The 16,717-nt window shown below is 67.8% G+C and carries 14 protein-coding genes; 12 read left to right on the forward strand and 2 right to left on the reverse strand.

The genetic code is table 11. From position 1 onward, the window contains the following. Positions 1 to 12 precede the first annotated feature (12 nt). The 8 genes from rhaS (at position 13) to BHD05_RS01275 (ending at position 9,419) form a co-directional block, all read left to right on the forward strand. Complete coding sequence (gene rhaS / locus BHD05_RS01240) at positions 13 to 1,089, forward strand: rhamnose ABC transporter substrate-binding protein (protein WP_161884817.1); 1,077 nt, start codon at positions 13 to 15, stop codon at positions 1,087 to 1,089. A 69-nt stretch (positions 1,090 to 1,158) separates the two neighbouring features. Beyond that, positions 1,159 to 1,500 (forward strand): L-rhamnose mutarotase, encoded by a 342-nt coding sequence (locus tag BHD05_RS01245; protein WP_161884818.1) that lies wholly within the window; start codon positions 1,159 to 1,161, stop codon positions 1,498 to 1,500. Further along, positions 1,497 to 2,978 carry an L-fucose/L-arabinose isomerase family protein gene (locus tag BHD05_RS01250; protein ID WP_161884819.1) on the forward strand — a complete coding sequence of 494 codons (1,482 nt, stop codon included), beginning with the start codon at positions 1,497 to 1,499 and terminating at the stop codon, positions 2,976 to 2,978. Before BHD05_RS01245 ends, BHD05_RS01250 begins: the two co-directional genes overlap by 4 nt. A gap of 3 nt (positions 2,979 to 2,981) precedes the next feature. Continuing rightward, entirely contained in the window at positions 2,982 to 4,148 is a 1,167-nt protein-coding gene (gene rhaI, locus BHD05_RS01255; protein WP_161884820.1) for an L-rhamnose isomerase, read from the forward strand. Between the two features lie 54 nt (positions 4,149 to 4,202). Next, positions 4,203 to 6,239, forward strand: a complete 2,037-nt coding sequence (locus BHD05_RS01260; RefSeq protein WP_161884821.1) for a bifunctional aldolase/short-chain dehydrogenase — start codon at positions 4,203 to 4,205, stop codon at positions 6,237 to 6,239. Continuing rightward, on the forward strand, positions 6,236 to 7,663 hold the full coding sequence (locus BHD05_RS01265; RefSeq protein WP_161884822.1) for a rhamnulokinase: 1,428 nt from the start codon (positions 6,236 to 6,238) through the stop codon (positions 7,661 to 7,663). The genes BHD05_RS01260 and BHD05_RS01265 overlap by 4 nt, the downstream gene beginning before the upstream one ends. 65 nt (positions 7,664 to 7,728) lie before the next feature. Then, positions 7,729 to 8,175 carry an RrF2 family transcriptional regulator gene (locus tag BHD05_RS01270; RefSeq protein ID WP_161884823.1) on the forward strand — a complete coding sequence of 149 codons (447 nt, stop codon included), beginning with the start codon at positions 7,729 to 7,731 and terminating at the stop codon, positions 8,173 to 8,175. A gap of 65 nt (positions 8,176 to 8,240) precedes the next feature. Continuing rightward, positions 8,241 to 9,419 (forward strand): globin domain-containing protein, encoded by a 1,179-nt coding sequence (locus BHD05_RS01275; protein WP_161884824.1) that lies wholly within the window; start codon positions 8,241 to 8,243, stop codon positions 9,417 to 9,419. Between the two features lie 32 nt (positions 9,420 to 9,451). Here BHD05_RS01275 and BHD05_RS01280 read toward each other — a convergent pair whose 3' ends face one another. After that, on the reverse strand, positions 9,452 to 10,867 hold the full coding sequence (locus BHD05_RS01280) for an APC family permease (RefSeq protein ID WP_202614255.1): 1,416 nt from the start codon (positions 10,865 to 10,867) through the stop codon (positions 9,452 to 9,454). A gap of 91 nt (positions 10,868 to 10,958) precedes the next feature. Here BHD05_RS01280 and BHD05_RS01285 point away from each other — a divergent pair, with 91 nt between their 5' ends. The 4 genes from BHD05_RS01285 (at position 10,959) to BHD05_RS01305 (ending at position 14,975) form a co-directional block, all read left to right on the forward strand. After that, positions 10,959 to 11,882 carry a 2-hydroxyacid dehydrogenase gene (locus tag BHD05_RS01285; protein ID WP_161884825.1) on the forward strand — a complete coding sequence of 308 codons (924 nt, stop codon included), beginning with the start codon at positions 10,959 to 10,961 and terminating at the stop codon, positions 11,880 to 11,882. A gap of 84 nt (positions 11,883 to 11,966) precedes the next feature. Continuing rightward, complete coding sequence (locus BHD05_RS01290; RefSeq protein WP_161884826.1) at positions 11,967 to 12,677, forward strand: FadR/GntR family transcriptional regulator; 711 nt, start codon at positions 11,967 to 11,969, stop codon at positions 12,675 to 12,677. Positions 12,678 to 12,683: 6 nt separating this feature from the next. Continuing rightward, positions 12,684 to 14,102 carry an alpha-hydroxy acid oxidase gene (locus BHD05_RS01295; RefSeq protein WP_202614257.1) on the forward strand — a complete coding sequence of 473 codons (1,419 nt, stop codon included), beginning with the start codon at positions 12,684 to 12,686 and terminating at the stop codon, positions 14,100 to 14,102. A gap of 12 nt (positions 14,103 to 14,114) precedes the next feature. After that, a complete protein-coding gene (locus BHD05_RS01305; RefSeq protein ID WP_161884827.1) occupies positions 14,115 to 14,975 on the forward strand; it encodes a fumarylacetoacetate hydrolase family protein in 861 nt (286 codons plus the stop codon). A 286-nt stretch (positions 14,976 to 15,261) separates the two neighbouring features. Here BHD05_RS01305 and BHD05_RS01310 read toward each other — a convergent pair whose 3' ends face one another. Continuing rightward, a complete protein-coding gene (locus BHD05_RS01310) occupies positions 15,262 to 16,497 on the reverse strand; it encodes an IS110 family RNA-guided transposase (RefSeq protein ID WP_161887252.1) in 1,236 nt (411 codons plus the stop codon). Positions 16,498 to 16,717: the final 220 nt, after the last annotated feature.

The raw sequence follows: 16,717 nt of genomic DNA on the forward strand, positions 1-16,717 counted from the left end.
AAGGGAAGAACAATGAAGTTGATCCACACTCCTGCGCCCAGGGGCACACGCTCCGGCCGACGCATCGCCACCATTGCGGCGCTTGCGACCACGGTTGCGCTCGTTGCCACCGGATGCGCCGCCGCCACACCGGGGGACGACGCCGGGTCGGAGGGGGATGGCGCGACCGAGGCGCTCACCATCGCCTTCCTGCCGAAGCAGCTCAACAACCCGTACACCGACGTCGTCCTCAGCGGCGGCAAGGCAGGCACCGACGAGATCGGTGGCGAGTACTCCGTCGTCGGCCCCCTTGAGGCGAGCGCCTCCTCGCAGGTGAGCTTCATCAATACCCTCACCCAGCAGGGGACCAAGGTCATCGTGATCGCCGCCAATGATCCGGATGCCGTGGGCCCTGCCCTAGAGGAGGCCCGCGCGGCCGGCGCGAAGATCGTTGCGTTCGACTCCGACACCAACCCGGACTATCGCGACGTGTTCATTAGCCAGGTCGTGTCGAAGGATGTCGCCCTGATCCAAGTCGAGCAGATTGCGGAGCAAATCGGCGGATCCGGTGAGATCGCCATCCTGTCGGCAACCGCGAACGCCACCAACCAGAACGAGTGGATCAAGTTCATCGAGGAGGAGCTCGCCTCGAACCCCGACTACGCCGACATCACGCTCGTAGCGAAGGTCTACGGCGACGATGACGACGCGAAGTCGTTCCAGGAGGCGCAGGGGCTGCTCTCGGCGTACCCGAACCTGAAGGGCATCATCTCGCCCACCACGGTCGGCATCGCAGCGACGGCTCGTTACCTGTCGACGACGGACTACAAGGGCAAGGTCGCGCTCGTCGGTCTCGGCCTGCCGAACGAGATGCGCGAGTTCGTGAAGGACGGCACAGTCAAGGAGTTCGCTCTCTGGGACCCGGCCCAGCTCGGCTACGTCGCGGCCTTCGCCGGTCAGGCGCTGGTTGACGGGACGATCACCGGGGCCGTCGGCGACACCTTCATGGCAGGCGAGCTGGGCGAGAAGGAGGTCGGTGAGGGCGGAATCGTCATCGTCGGCCCGCCGACTCGCTTCAACGCCGACAACATCGACGACTACGACTTCTAGTCGATCGGAGGAGGCCGGCACACCGCCGGCCTCCTCATCCCCTCATCTCCACCCCGAAAGGGAAGCGCCATGCAACGGATCTCCTTCCTGCTGAAGGTACGGGCCGAACGGCTCGAGGACTACAAGGCCAGGCACGCCGCGGTCTGGCCGGAGATGCTCCACGCTCTCAAGAGCACCGGCTGGAGGAACTATTCGCTGTTCCTCCGGGATGACGGTCTTCTCGTCGGCTACCTCGAGACCGAGGACTTTGCCGCCGCTCAGAAGGCCATGGCGGAGACGGCAATCAACGCCCGGTGGCAAGCCGAGATGGCCGGGTTCTTCGAGGCCCTCGATGGCGCCCGACCCGACGAGGCAATGCACCCGCTCACCGAGATATTCCACCTCGAGGACCAATTGGAGTTGCTGTCATGACCGAGGCATCTGCCCTGGACCTCCTGCCTGCGTTCACGCGACGACGCACCCGCATCGGCCTTGTCTCGGGCGGTCTCGCCGCGTACTGGCCCCAGTTTCCCGACCTTCTGCCGCAACTGAAGCACTCGGTCGACTACGTCTCCACTCGCTTCTCGTCGCTCGATGCAGATGTCATCGACGTTGGCTTTGTATCCGACGCGCAGGAATCCGCCGTCGCCGCCGAGAAGCTCCGGCAGGCGGACGCGGACCTCATCGTGATCTTCCTGACGACCTATCTCACCTCGTCGATGGTGCTGCCGATCGCGCAGCGCGCTAAGACTCCCGTGCTCATCATCGACCTGCAGCCTACTGAGGCGATGGACCACGCGAACTTCGACACCGGCAAGTGGCTGGCCTATTGCGGGCAGTGCCCGGTGCCCGAGGTCGGCAACGTCTTCCGCCGCGCCGGCATCGAGTTCCGCTCGGTGTCGGGACACCTCACAGACGAGAACGCCTGGCGTCGCATCGACAAGTGGATTCGCGCCGCGCACGTTCGCGCCGCACTCCGCCATGCACGCCACGGACTCATGGGTCACCTCTACCCGGGCATGCTCGACGTCTCGACCGACCTCACCCTCGTCTCCACCCAGTTCGGATCGCACGTGGAGGTCCTCGAATTCGATGACCTCCGAGTGCGCGTCGCCTCAGTCACGGATGCCGAGGCGCGGGGCCGCATGGAACTCGCGCGTCAGGTCTTCGAGATCGACGTCTCGGTCGACGAGGACGACTTCGAGTGGGGCGCGCGCGTGTCGGTGGGCCTCGATCGACTTGTCGCCGACTTCGAGCTCGACACGCTCGCCTATTACCACCGCGGCCTCGAGGGCGAACAGCACGAGCGGCTCGGCGCCGGGATGATTCTCGGCGCGTCGCTACTCACCGCCCGCGGCGTGCCGATGGCCGGCGAATACGAACTCCGCACGAGCATCGCGCAACTTGTCAGCGAGTCCATCGGGGCCGGCGGGTCGTTCACCGAGATCCAGGCGCTCAACTTCGCCGACGGCGTCGTCGAGATGGGTCACGACGGCCCCGCACACCTTGCCGTGAGCGCAGCCAGCCCTCTGCTCCGCGGGCTCGGGGTGTATCACGGCAAACGCGGCTGGGGTGTGAGCGTCGAATTCGATGTCAGGCAGGGGCCCGTGACGACCATCGGTCTCGGGCAGGAACGTGACGGCTCGTTCGTCTTCGTCGCTTCGGAGGGCGAGGTCGTTCCCGGCCCGCTCCTGTCCATCGGAAACACCACGAGCCGCGTCGACTTCGGTATGGATCCGGGCGAGTGGGTCGACGAATGGAGCCAGACGGGGATCGGCCACCACTGGGCGCTCTCGGTCGGCCATCACGTGGACGACTACCGTGCCGCCGCGAATCTGCTCGGCATCGAGTTCCGGCAGATTTCGTCCTCTTCTGTGACATCTACCTCCTCCACGCACGGAAAGCGCTGACCCATGAATTCCTTCACCTCCATCACGCCCATGCTCGAGCGCCAGGCCATCGAGCTCCCCTCCTGGGCGTTCGGCAACTCCGGCACCCGGTTCCGCGTCTTCGGAACCCCCGGCACCCCGCGCACCCCTCAGGAGAAGATCGCGGATGCCGCGCAGGTGCATAAGCACACCGGGCTTGCCCCGACGGTCGCCCTCCACATCCCGTGGGACAAGGTCGACGACTACGCCGCCCTGCGCTCGTTTGCGAACGAGCACGGCGTCGATCTCGGCACGATCAACTCGAACACCTTCCAAGACGAGGAATACAAGTTCGGCAGCCTCGCGGCATCCGACCCCGCCGTTCGCCGCCGCGCGATCGACCACCACCGCGAGTGCATCGAGATCATGCACCAGACGGGGTCGCGCGACCTCAAGATCTGGCTCGCCGATGGCACGAACTACCCCGGCCAGGACGACATCCGCCGCCGTCAGGACAACCTCGCCGACTCCCTCGTCGCCATCTACGCCGAGCTCGGCGATGAGCAGCGTCTGGTGCTCGAGTACAAGTTCTTCGAGCCGGCGTTTTACCACACCGACGTTCCGGACTGGGGAACCTCCTACGTGCAGGTCTCCGCGCTCGGGGAGAAGGCGCTCGTCTGTCTCGACACCGGGCACCACGCACCGGGCACCAACATCGAGTTCATCGTGGCCCAGCTTCTTCGCCTCGGCAAGCTGGGCTCGTTCGACTTCAACTCGCGCTTCTACGCCGACGATGACCTGATCGTCGGCGCCGCCGACCCCTTCCAGCTCTTCCGGATCATGGCAGAGGTCATCCGCGGGGGCGGAATGGACGCGGATAGCCCGGTCGCGTTCATGCTCGACCAGTGCCACAACGTCGAAGCCAAAATCCCGGGGCAGATCCGCAGCGTGCTCAACGTGCAGGAGATGACTGCCCGTGCGCTGCTCATCGACCGTGATGCGCTCGAGCTCGCCCAGTTCGAGAAGGACGTGCTCGGCGCGAACGCCGTCTACATGGATGCCTTCTACACGGATGTGCGTCCCGCCCTCTCCGAGTGGCGCGCCTCGCGCGGGCTGCCTGCCGACCCGATGGAGGCCTTCGCTACGAGTGGCTACCAGGAGGGGATCGCGGCGCAGCGCGTCGGCGGCACCCAGGCTGGCTGGGGCGCTTAGACCCACTGCTCGCCGCCCCAGATCGTGAAAGATTTTGAGAACGGATTACCGCATATGACCACCACCGCAGCAGCAGAGCTCATCGCCCGCTCGAACCGCCTGGGCGCCGACCCGCGCAACACGAACTATGCCGGGGGCAATACCTCGGCGAAGGGCACCGACACCGACCCGGTCACCGGTGAGCCCGTCGAGCTGCTGTGGGTGAAGGGCTCCGGTGGCGACCTCGGTACCCTCACCGAGGCCGGGCTCGCGGTGCTGCGCCTGGACCGGCTGCGCGCCCTCGCGAACGTCTACCCGGGCGTCGACCGGGAGGACGAGATGGTCGCGGCCTTCGACTACACCCTGCACGGCAAGGGCGGGGCGGCACCGTCGATCGACACCGCCATGCACGGCCTCGTCGACGCTGCGCACGTCGACCACCTGCATCCGGATTCTGGCATCGCGATCGCGACCGCCGCGGACGGCGAGGCGATCACCGCGACAGCATTTGACGGCCGCGTCGCCTGGGTGCCGTGGCGGCGTCCGGGCTGGCAGCTCGGGCAGGACATCGCCGAGATCAAGGACGCGAACCCGAGAGCTGTCGGCTGCATCCTCGGCGGGCACGGCATCACCGCGTGGGGCGACACGAGCGAGGCGGCAGAGGCGAACAGCCTGTGGATCATCGAGACCGCCGCCGCCTATATCGAGGAGCACGGACGCCCGGACCCGTTCGGACCCGCCCTCGAAGGCTTCGGCCCGCTCGAGCCGGCGGAGCGCCATGCGAAGGCCGCGGCACTCGCGGCGTCGATCCGCGGACTGGTCTCGACCGACCGGCCACAGGTCGGCCACTTCACCGACGCCGACGTCGTGCTCGACTTCCTCTCCTCGACCGAGCACCCACGCCTCGGCGCGCTCGGCACGAGCTGCCCCGACCACTTCCTGCGCACCAAGGTCAAGCCACTCGTGCTCGATCTTCCCTCAGGCGCGCCTGTCGAGGACACCATCGCGCGGCTCACCGAGCTGCATTCGCAGTACCGCACGGACTATGCCGCCTATTACAAGGCGCACGCGAGCGAGGACTCCCCCGCGATGCGCGGCGCGGACCCCGCGATCGTGCTCGTTCCCGGCGTCGGCATGTTCAGCTACGGCGCGAACAAGCAGACCGCCCGTGTCGCGAGCGAGTTCTACATCAACGCCATCAACGTCATGCGCGGCGCCGAGGCGATCTCGAGCTACTCGCCGATCTCCGACGCGGAGAAGTTCCGTATCGAGTACTGGTCGCTCGAAGAGGCGAAATTACAGCGGATGCCGAAGCCGAAACCGCTCGCCGGCCGGATCGCGCTCGTGACGGGAGCAGCATCCGGAATCGGCAAGGCCATCGCCACCCGCCTCGCCACGGAGGGCGCCTGCGTCGTCATCGCCGACCTCGACCTCGCCACGGCGCAGAATGCGGCGGCGGAGATCGGCACCGCGGATGTCGCGATCGGCGTGCAGGCGAACGTCACCGACGAGGTTCAGGTGCAGGCCTCCGTCGACGCGGCACTGCTCGCCTTTGGCGGTCTCGACCTCGTCGTGAACAACGCGGGCCTGTCGTTGAGCAAGTCGCTGCTCGAGACCACGGTCGCCGATTGGGACCTGCAGCACAACGTGATGGCGAAGGGATCGTTCCTCGTCTCCCGCGCCGCGGCGCGGGTGCTGATCGACCAGAAGCTCGGCGGCGACATCATCTACATCTCGAGCAAGAACTCCGTCTTCGCTGGCCCGAACAACATCGCCTACTCCGCGACCAAGGCCGACCAGGCCCACCAGGTGCGACTGCTCGCGGCCGAGCTCGGCGAGCACGGCGTCAAGGTCAACGGCATCAATCCCGACGGCGTCGTGCGCGGCTCCGGAATCTTCGCCGGCGGCTGGGGTGCCAAACGCGCCGCTGTCTACGGCGTCGACGAGGACGACCTGGGCAAGTACTACGCGCAGCGCACGCTGCTGAAGCGCGAGGTGCTGCCTGAGAATGTCGCGAATGCCGTGTTCGTGCTCTGCACGAACGACCTGTCGCACACCACCGGGCTGCACATCCCGGTCGACGCCGGCGTCGCGGCCGCGTTCCTGCGATGAGCACACCGGTCGCGGCCGTCGACCTCGGGGCGACGAGCGGGCGGGTCATGCTCGGGTATGTCGGTCACAACGAGCTGAGCATCAGGCCGGTCGCGCGCTTCCCGAACACGCCCGTTCGCGAGGCCGGAGGCCTGCACTGGAACATCCTCGAGCTTTACCGCAGCGTGCTCGCGGGCCTTGCCGCGGCGGCGCGCGAGGAGCCGGGACTCGGCAGCATCGGCATCGACACCTGGGCGGTGGACTACGCGCTGCTGCGGGACGGACGGATGCTCGGAACCCCGTTCCACTACCGCGACGGGCGCACCGCGGCCGGCGTCGAGGCCACGCACGCCGTCGTGTCGGCCCGCGAGCTGTACGCCGCGAACGGGCTGCAGCACCTGCCGTTCAACACTCTGTTCCAACTCGCCGCCGACCGTGAGTCCGGAACCCTCGACGGCGCCGACCGGATGCTCCTCATCCCCGACCTCCTCGGCTACTGGCTCACCGGCCGTCAGGTCGCCGAACGCACAAACGCCTCGACCACTGGCCTGCTCCACCTGTCGAACCGCGAGTGGGACGACGCTCTCCTGCAGCGGGTCGACCTTCCCCGCGGCATCCTCCCCGAGCTGGTCGACGCCGGCGACCGCATCGCCCCTCTGCTGCCGACGATGCGCACCGAACTCGGTCTCGCCCGAGACATCGACCTGATCGCTGTCGGGTCCCACGACACCGCCTCGGCTGTCGTCGCGGTGCCCGCCACAACCAGCAACTTCGCCTACATCAGCTGCGGCACCTGGGGACTCGTCGGCGTCGAGCTCGAGCACCCGGTCATCACCGAAGCTGCACGCGCCGCGAACTTCACCAACGAGGGCGGCGTCGACGGACGGGTGCGGTTTCTGCACAACGTTATGGGCCTGTGGCTACTGAGCGAATCAGTACGCACCTGGGAGAGCGACGGCCTCACCATCGACCTGCCCGCCCTGCTGGATGCTGCCGCCGCCGTCACCGCCCCAGTCGCCGTCTTCGACGCGAACGACCCCGGGCTACTCGCCCCCGGAGACATGCCCTCCCGCATCGCGCAGCTGTGCCTCAGGGGCGGCATGCCGATGCCCGCGTCGATGGCGGAGTTCGTGCGCAGCATCATCGAAAGCCTCGCGGATGCCTTCGCCGCCGCGGTCCGCACCGCGAGCGAGCTCTCCACACAGCGCGTCGACGTCATCCACCTCGTCGGCGGCGGTTCCCAGAACGACCTGCTCTGCAGGCTCGTCGCCGACCGGGCCGGACTTCCGGTGCTCGCCGGACCGGTCGAGGCGACCGCGATCGGCAACGTACTCATCCAGTCGCGCACCCTCGGCGCCGTCTCCGGCGACCTCGAGTCGCTCAGGGCGGTCGTCGCTGAGTCGTTGCCCCCACTGCTCTACACGCCGCGCACCGCACCCGGCTGATGGAAAAAGCCCAGATCTCGACAGCCCGGATCTCCGCAGCCGCCACGCGCACCTACTCTTGACCCATGAGGATCAGCGCATTTTCTGACGTCTGCCTCCGGGTGCTGATGGTGCTTGCCGAGCCCTCCGACCCGGGCCTGACGACGGCGCGGGTGATCGCGGAACGTGTCGGCACGCCGTACAACCATGTGAGCAAGGCCGTCATCCGTCTCCGGGAGCTCGGTCTGGTCGAGGTGGTTCGCGGCCGCAGCGGCGGTGTACGCCTGAGCGCCCAGGGCCGCGAGGCCACGGTCGGCTGGCTGCTGCGCCGCCTCGACACTCGAACGGACCTCGCCGCCTGCGAAACCCCCCACGGCCAGTGCCCACTTCTGGCCGGCTGCGGTCTGCGGACCGCTCTCGGCCGCGCGCGAGAAGCCTTCTACGCCGAGCTCGACGCTCTCGTGATCGCGAGCCTGCCACACGGCAGCCTCGCGGGCCCAGTCCTGGTGGGACTCAGCACCCGCCCCGACTGACCGCCGTCAAATACTTGCATTTTCAATGCTAGTTTTGAGACTTCCCTACGGAAGAAGGCGCACGAATGCTCTCAGCATCCTCGACCCCGATCATCGAAGCCACCCTGCCGCTTGTCGGCGAGCGGATGCCCGCGATTGCGCGCAATTTCTATAGCCGCATGCTCACCGCGCACCCGGAACTGTTCGACGGACTGTTCAGCCGCTCCAACCAGAAGAACGGTTCCCAGCAACAGGCCCTCGCCGGGAGCATCGCCGCGTTCGCCACCCACCTGATCGCGAACCCCGGCACGACCCCCGAGGCACTGCTGAGCCGGATCGCCCACAAGCACGTGTCCCTCGACATCCGTCCCGAGCAGTACGACGTGGTCTACAAGTACCTCTTCGAAGGAATCGCCGACGAGCTCAGCGACGTCATCACGGCAGAGATCGCTGCCGCCTGGACCGAGGTGTACTGGCTCATGGCCCACGCCTTGATCAAGCTGGAGAACGGCCTCTACGCCGGCCTCGCGAGCGGCAACGCCCTCGCCCCGTGGATCGTCACCGGAAAGACGGCCGCCGGAACCGAGGCGATGACCTTCACCCTCGTGCCCGCCGACGGTACCCCCGTGTCGAAGTCTCTTCCGGGGCAGTATGTCAGCGTGACGGTGATGATGCCCGACGGCATCCACCAGGTGCGCCAATACTCGCTGTCCGCGGGAACCGGAACGGACGTGCGGGTCTTCACGGCCAAGCTCGACGCCGACGGCGAGGTCTCCCCCATCCTGCACCGCGACGTGCACGTCGGGGACACGCTCATCCTCTCGCACCCGTGTGGTGACGTGACGCTCGCCGAGGGCGACGGCGCCCTGATCCTGGCCTCGGCCGGAATCGGCTGCACGCCGAGCGCGTCCATTCTTCGGTCACTCGTCGAGATGAACTCCCAGCGCGCCGTCACGGTGCTGCACGCCGAAAGCACCCTGGAGCGCTGGGCCATGCGTGAGCAGATGGTCGACGACGTTGACCAGCTCGACTTCGCCGCCCTCGAGCTCTGGCTCGAGAACCCGGTGGAGGGGCCCGACGATCGCTCCCATGCCGGGTTCATGTCCCTCGACAACGTCGAGATTCCCGCCGATGCGACGGTCTACCTGTGCGGGCCCCTCCCATTCATGCGCGTCATCCGCAACCAGGCGCTTCTCTCGGGGGTTCCCGCCGCGAACATCCACTACGAGGTCTTCGGACCCGACCTCTGGCTCGCCTCCGCGTAAGCGCGGACGACCGGGCGACTCGCGGTTGGAGGCTAGGGCGAGGTGATCGCGGGGTCGGCAGGGTCATCGCCCTCGAGCTCCGCCGCCTCGAGCTCGGCCTCGGCCGCGACATTGCGCACCCCGCGTGGGCGACCGGCGCGCACCCACATCCAGAAAAGGGCACCCGCAATGAGGAGTGTCGCCGCGAGGCTCACGAGCGGGTAGCCGCGGGTGAGGTTTGCGACGAGGGTGAACCCCACGACGACCGCCCCGAACACGTTGAGGGCGAAGTAGCCTCGGCGTCCGTCCTGCCTCGAGAACTTGGCCATCGCGGCCAGGCCCGCGAGAAAGCTGATGAACACCGCCACTGCGTAGAAGAGCACCAGCTCCTGGTCGCGCCCGCCGCCGACGACAACGATCACCATGGCGAGCGCACCGAAGAGGGCGACTCCCCAGTAGGGCGTGCGCGCCCGGTTGGTGCGGCCCAGTGCGCTCGGCAGGATGCCGATGTCGTGGCCCTTGCCGATCGAGCGCTCGGCGAGCGCGGCGAGCAGGCCGGGACCGGCTTGGAATGACGAGCTCGCGGCGGCGAGCAGCAGCAGCGCCGTGACGAGCTGGAAGGCCGCGAACACGGGCGCCGGTGCGGCGAACCTGGCCAGCTCGGCGACGAGGGTGGAGTCGGCCGACGGCAGCGCGATCTGCAGCCGGGCGATCTCGACCGCCAGACCGATCGTGATCGTGCCGACCACGCCAAGGGTGAGCCAGAGGGTGAGTTGGCCGAATCGGCGGCGGCCCTCGTTGTCGAGTTGACCGAGCTGGGCGATTGCCGACGACGGTGCCTCGACGCCCGTCGCGAGGGCCATCGCGACGGGGAATGCGAGCAGCACCGCGAAGATGCTGGCCCCGCCGGGAGACGTCACCGGAGCATCCACCGGCGGCTGGGGGTCGGCGCCGAGCCCGTAGGCCAGCACGATGACGGCGACGACGATGAACGAGATCGTCATGACCGCGAAGACCACCCGCCCGAGGTGTCCGAACAGCGTGATTCCTCCCACGACGAGCACGAGCCCGAGGGCGAGGGCGAGCCGCATCGGCGCGAGCTGCGGGAAGTAGGCGATCACGGCGGAGGCGCCTGCCGACACGCTGATCGCAATGGTCGGCACGAAGTCGACGATGAGCGCGCCGATCGGCAGGAACGACCACGCGTCACCGAAGGCCTCGCCGGCAGCGCCGGCCGCGCCGCCGCCTCCGGGATAGCGGGCAACGAGCTGCCGGTAGTTGATGATCACGACCGCGACGATGCCGACGACGAGGCCCATAGTGGGAACGAGCAGGGTCAGGTCGCCGTCGAGGGCTCTCAGGGCGGCCTCGACGGCATAGGCCACCGACGAGACGGGGTCGGCCATCACGGCGAACGCGAACGCGAGCAGCAGGATCGGGCGCGATCGCAGCCCTGTTCGCCGGGGCATCCGTGACTCCCCTCCAGCGGGCACGGCAGACCTTTCGCTCGATGAGGCGGGGCGGAATCCTCATCGCGAGCCTAGAGGTAGCGTGAGCGTCGTGGAGAGAAGACTGATCATCGCCCTGCCCGACGAGGAGATCGCCCGGCGCCTGTGCGGACTGCCGGGCGGCGTGCGCATCATCGTCTGGGATCTCGGCGACCCCGCCCCCGACGTGGCCATCGACCTGCTCGTGCTCCGGTACATGATCCCGGCCGCCGAGCTGCGCGGGCTGGCGGCGGTGTCCGTCACGGTCGCGCAGAGCCAGACTCTCGGATTCGACGGGGTGAGCGAGGCGCTGCCGGCCGGCATCGTCTACTGCAACGCGGTCGACGTGCACGAGGCCTCGACCGGCGAGCTCGCCCTGGCGCTCATCCTCGCGAGTCAGCGCGGCATCGGCGAGGCCGTGACGGCGCAGCCGCGCGGCGAGTGGGCGCACGCCCAGCATCCGGGGCTCGCGGGCAAGACGGTGCTGCTGATCGGCGTCGGCGGGGTCGGCCGCGAGATCGAGAGCCGCCTCGCCCCCTTCGACGCGCGAATCGTGCGCGTCGGCAGGTCGGCGAGGACGGATGCCCGGGGCGAGGTGCACGGCATGCACTCGCTTGGCGCGCTGCTGCCGGGAGCCGACATCGTGGTGCTCGCCGTCCCGCTCGTGGGCGACACGCACCACCTCGTCGACGCCGGGTTCCTCGGTCTGCTGCGTCCCGGTGCGCTTGTGGTCAATGTCGCTCGGGGCGGCGTCGTCGACACTGCGGCCCTCGTGGACTGGCTGGGCGCCGGCCGCGGTCGGGCGGCGGTCGACGTGACCGACCCGGAGCCACTTCCCGCCGACCACCCACTGTGGACCCTGCCGGGGGTCATCGTCACCCCGCACCTCGGTGGCCACACCGACGCGATGGCCGGCCGGGTCGACCGGGTGGTGCTCGAACAGGTGCGCCGGATGCGGGCGGGCGAGCCGCCGCTCAATCCGGTTCTTGGCGGGTAGCGCTCTCGACGCGGTCCCCTCCGCGCATGTATGGTGTGGTCAGACCACATGATCGGACCACACGGTCCGGAGCGAGGGAGCACCGTGCCGTCCACCGATCGCCGCGCCTGGCAGGACGTGCTCGCACGCATCGAGGGCGACCTGGTCGCCGGCACGATCGGCCCCGGCGACCGCCTTCCCCCCGAGCGCACCCTCGCGACCGAGCTCGGCGTCGGCCGCTCGTCAGTGCGCGAGGCGCTGCGGGTGCTCGAGGTGCTCGGTCTCATCCGCACTCAGACCGGCTCCGGCCCGCAGGCTGGCGCGATCGTCGTCGCCCGCCCCTCCGGCGGGATGGCGGCGCTCATGCGACTGCAGGTTGCCGCGGGGGGCTTCGATGTCGCGGACGTCGTCGCGACGAGGCTCGTGCTCGAGGCCGCCGTGGTCACTGCGCTGGCCGAGTCGAGAGCGGTTGACCTCACCGCGCCCGCGGAGCTACTCGCCGCGATGGACGGCGAACTCACGACCGCCGAATTTCTCGCGATCGACGCCGCCTTCCACGTGTCCCTCGCCGCGGCATCCGGCAACGACGTCATCGCCGCGGTCATGACAGGGCTGCGCAGCTCGGTTGAGGGCTACGTGCTCGCCGGCGCGGCCTTCCTGCCGTCGTGGGAGCTGATGGCCAAGCGCCTGCGGGCGGAACACCGCGCGATCGTCGATGCGATCGAATCCCGCGATGCACCGCTCGCCCGCACCCTCGTCCATGACCACATCACCGGCTACTACGCCGACAGCAAGCTCGCCCCCCTCGAAAGGTAGACCACCATGGTTCAACGTCGATTGCCGCGCTACAAAGACCTCGCACCGCTGATGAACTTCGCGACGCCAGAGCTCAACGCGAAGAAGCGCCGCCTCGCCAAGGCGCTCACCATTCAGGACCTGAAGAAGATCGCGCAGCGCCGCACACCCAAGGCGGCCTTCGACTACACCGAGGGCGCCGCCGAGGCCGAGATCAGCCTCGCCCGCGCCCGCCAGGCGTTCCAGGACATTCAGTTCAACCCTGCGATCCTGCGCGACGTTTCGACGGTGTCGACGGGCTGGGACGTGCTCGGCGCGCCCGTCGCGCAGCCGTTCGGCATCGCCCCGACGGGCTTCACCCGCATGATGCAGACCGAGGGCGAGATCGCCGGGGCCGGAGCGGCGGGAGCTGCGGGCATCCCCTTCGCCCTCTCCACCATGGGCACCACCTCGATCGAAGATGTCAAGGCCGAGAATCCCCACGGACGCAACTGGTTCCAGCTGTACATGTGGAAGGACCGCGACCGTTCGATGGCACTCGTCGAGCGCGCCGCGGCCGCCGGCTACGACACGCTTCTCGTCACGGTGGACGTCCCCGTCGCGGGGGCGCGCCTGCGCGACAAGCGCAATGGATTCTCGATCCCGCCGCAACTCACCGTCGGCACGGTGCTCAACGCGCTGCCGCGGCCGGAGTGGTGGATCAACTTCCTCACCACCGAGCCGCTCGCCTTCGCGTCGCTCGACCGCTGGTCCGGCACCGTCGGCGAGCTTCTCGACTCGATGTTCGACCCGACCGTGACCTTCGACGACCTCGCCTGGATCAAGGCGCAGTGGCCCGGCAAGGTCGTGGTCAAGGGCGTACAGAGCCTCGCCGATGCCCGCCACCTCGCCGAGATGGGCGTCGACGGCATCACGCTCTCCAACCACGGGGGGCGCCAGCTCGACCGCGCGCCGATCCCGTTCCACCTGCTGCCGGATGTCGCACGCGAGGTCGGGAAGGACCTCGAGGTACACCTCGACACGGGCATCATGTCGGGCGCCGACATCGTCGCATCCGTCGCCCTCGGGGCCAGGTTCACGATGATCGGACGCGCGTACCTCTACGGACTGATGGCCGGCGGTCGCGAGGGCGTCGACCGCACGATCGAGATCCTGTCAGAGCAGATCACGCGCACCATGCGGCTGCTCGGTGTGAACTCGCTCGAGGAGCTGAACCCCGGCCACGTGCTGCAGCTCGAGCGGCTCGTGCCGCGGGCCGTCGCGCCATCGATGGTCGCGGCAGCCGAGCCGGCTGCGTCACGGGCGCGGAGGAGTGGTCCGCCCGCGGCCGCGGCGGGCGTCGCGTCGGGCGTCGCGTCGGGCGCCGCGTCGGGCGCCGCGTCGGGCGTCGCGTCGGGCGTCGCGTCGGGCGCCGCGTCGGGCGCCGCGTCGGGCGCCGCCAGCTGAGAGGCTGGTCTCATGGAATTGATGCGCCTCGGGCCTGTTGGCCGCGAAATCCCCGCCGTCCGGATGCCGAGCGGGGAGGTCTTCGATCTGTCAGGGATCACCGCCGACCTCGACGGCGCGTTCTTCGAGGGCGGCGGCATCCAGCGGGTGCGCGATGCCCTCTCGACGCCGGGCGCGCTCGGCGTTGTGGCGGACGCCGACCAGCTCCGCGTCGGCGCCCCGATCGCGAGGCCGCGAGCGGTGCTGTGCATTGGCCAGAACTACGCCGCCCATGCGGCCGAGTCGGGATCGGCGCCGCCGGAGGTTCCGATCCTGTTCTTCAAGCATCCGAACACCATCGTCGGCGCGTACGACGACGTGCTCATCCCTCCCGGCGCCGAGAAGGTCGACTGGGAGGTCGAGCTCGGAATCGTGATGGGCTCGCGGGCGAGCTACCTCGCCTCACCCGAGGACGCGCTCGGCCACATCGCCGGGTTCACCGTAAGCAACGACGTGTCGGAGCGCGCCTTCCAGCGCGAGCAGTCCGGCGGCCAGTGGTCGAAGGGCAAGTGCTGCGCCACCTTCAATCCGCTCGGGCCGGTGCTCGTGCCGGCCGACGAGATCGCCGATGTGCAGGCGCTGCGCATCTGGTCGCGCGTGAACGGCGAGAAGCGGCAGCACTCGACTACCGCCGACATGATCTTCTCCGCCGCCTACATCGTCTGGCACCTTTCGCAGTACCTCGTCCTCGACGCGGGCGACCTCATCAACACGGGCACCCCGGAGGGCGTGGCACTATCGGGCAACTACCCCTACCTCGCGGCGGGCGACGTGCTCGAGCTGGGCATCGAGGGCCTCGGCCAGCAGCGGCAGCAGCTCGTCCCGACCCCATAGAGTCAGGTTTCATCATTCAGGAGTAACTGCTGAATGCGGCTTTCATCATTCAGGAGTAACTGCTGAATGCGGCTTTCATCATTCAGGGGTTGATGCGGCCAAGGTGACAGATGAGCGTGGGCAATGTGTGTTTGAGGCGGAAAAGTGCTGATGGCGTGACCCGCTCCGGAGCGACGCTGTCTACCCACCTGCCCGACTCCTGAATGATGAATCGAGCCCCGCTCCCACTCTCCTGAATGATGACAGGAGCCCCGCCGTCAGACTCCTGACACGTGAATACCGGTTTTTAGGCTGCGGTGGGGGTGAGGGTCACCTGGTATCCGAGGGTGCGGAGCTGGTTGATGGCGTTGGATTTTGTTCGGTCGGGGTGGCGGTTGGAGTAGTAGTTCGGTCCGAGTTCGGTGAAGGCTTCCCCGGTGGTGCCCATCTTCCAGACGGCGACAAGGATGCTGTGCTCGAGGGCGACGATCGCCTTGATGCTGCCGCGCCGAGCGGCGATCCGTCGGTATTTCACGGCGAGGTGCGTGTTCTTCTGTCGGGTGATGACCAGGGCGGAGATCCCGAGGGCGGCCTTCAGGTGCGCATTACCGGGGCGCGTTTTGGTCGATTTCACTCGTCCCGCGGACTCGTTCGATCCCGGACAGACCCCGGCCCAGGACGCAAGATGTCCGGGGCTGGGGAAAATATGCATGTTCCCGCCGGTCTCGGCGATGATCACGTCCGCAACACGAACAGAGACCCCCGGAATGGTGGTGAGGGTCTCTCGAAAGACCCGAAAGGGTTCCATCACCACCTCGATTCGGGCGGTGATCTCATCGATCAGGGTCGCACTGTGATCGAGTTGGGTGAGGTGCAGGTTCACCATGAACGCGTGGTGGTCCCTAAACCGTCCGGTGAGGGCTTCGACCAGTTCCGGGATCTTCGCCCGCAGCCGGCCCTTGGCCAGAGCGGCAAGTTTCACGGGGTCGCGTTCCCCGGCGACCAGGGCATCGAGGATGCTGCGCGCCGAGACCCCGTTCAGCTGGGACACCACCGAGGACAGCTTGATCCCGGCGTCCTCGAGGATCTTCTCGATCCGCTGGATATGCCGGCTGCGCTCCTGCACGATCGTGGCCCGGGTCCGGGTCAGATCCCGCAACTCCCGGATCGGTTCCGGTGGCACGAACGAGGCCCGCACCAGTCCGTGAGCGGCCAGTTGGGCCAGCCAGCCCGCGTCCGAGACATCCGTTTTCCGGCCCGGGAAATTACGCACATCCCGCGCGTTGACAAGCGTCACCGGCAGCACCGATTCCAACAGATAGTAGAACGGCTTCCAATAATCACCGGTCGCCTCCATCACAACCGTTGTCACCCGGTTCGCGAGGAGATGCTCCCGCAACTCCAGCACCTGCGACGTTGTTGCACCCCAGGTAGTAACTTTCTGCTCGAACGTCCCGGGCCGTTTCCCAGGCACTCGAACACAGACCTTCACGTCCCGCTTGGAGATATCCATCCCCGCAGCACGCTCATGGACCACGTCCATCATTTTCCTCCTCATCCCATATATTGACGGGCCCACCACGGAAGAGGTTAGGAAAAATCAGAAATCTGACACACGTGCTCGGAGCAACAATCCACAGTTCTCGTAAGAAAACCCCTCCTGCCACGCTGAATAACAAGCTCTCAGCATCAAGGAAAAACCGGCATCCCCGTGGCGAGCACCTCCATCATCCGTCCGAGCACGACGCCGCGCCAGACCCGCA

The organism is Marisediminicola antarctica, assembly GCF_009930795.1.
GTDB classification, from domain to species: domain Bacteria; phylum Actinomycetota; class Actinomycetes; order Actinomycetales; family Microbacteriaceae; genus Marisediminicola; species Marisediminicola antarctica.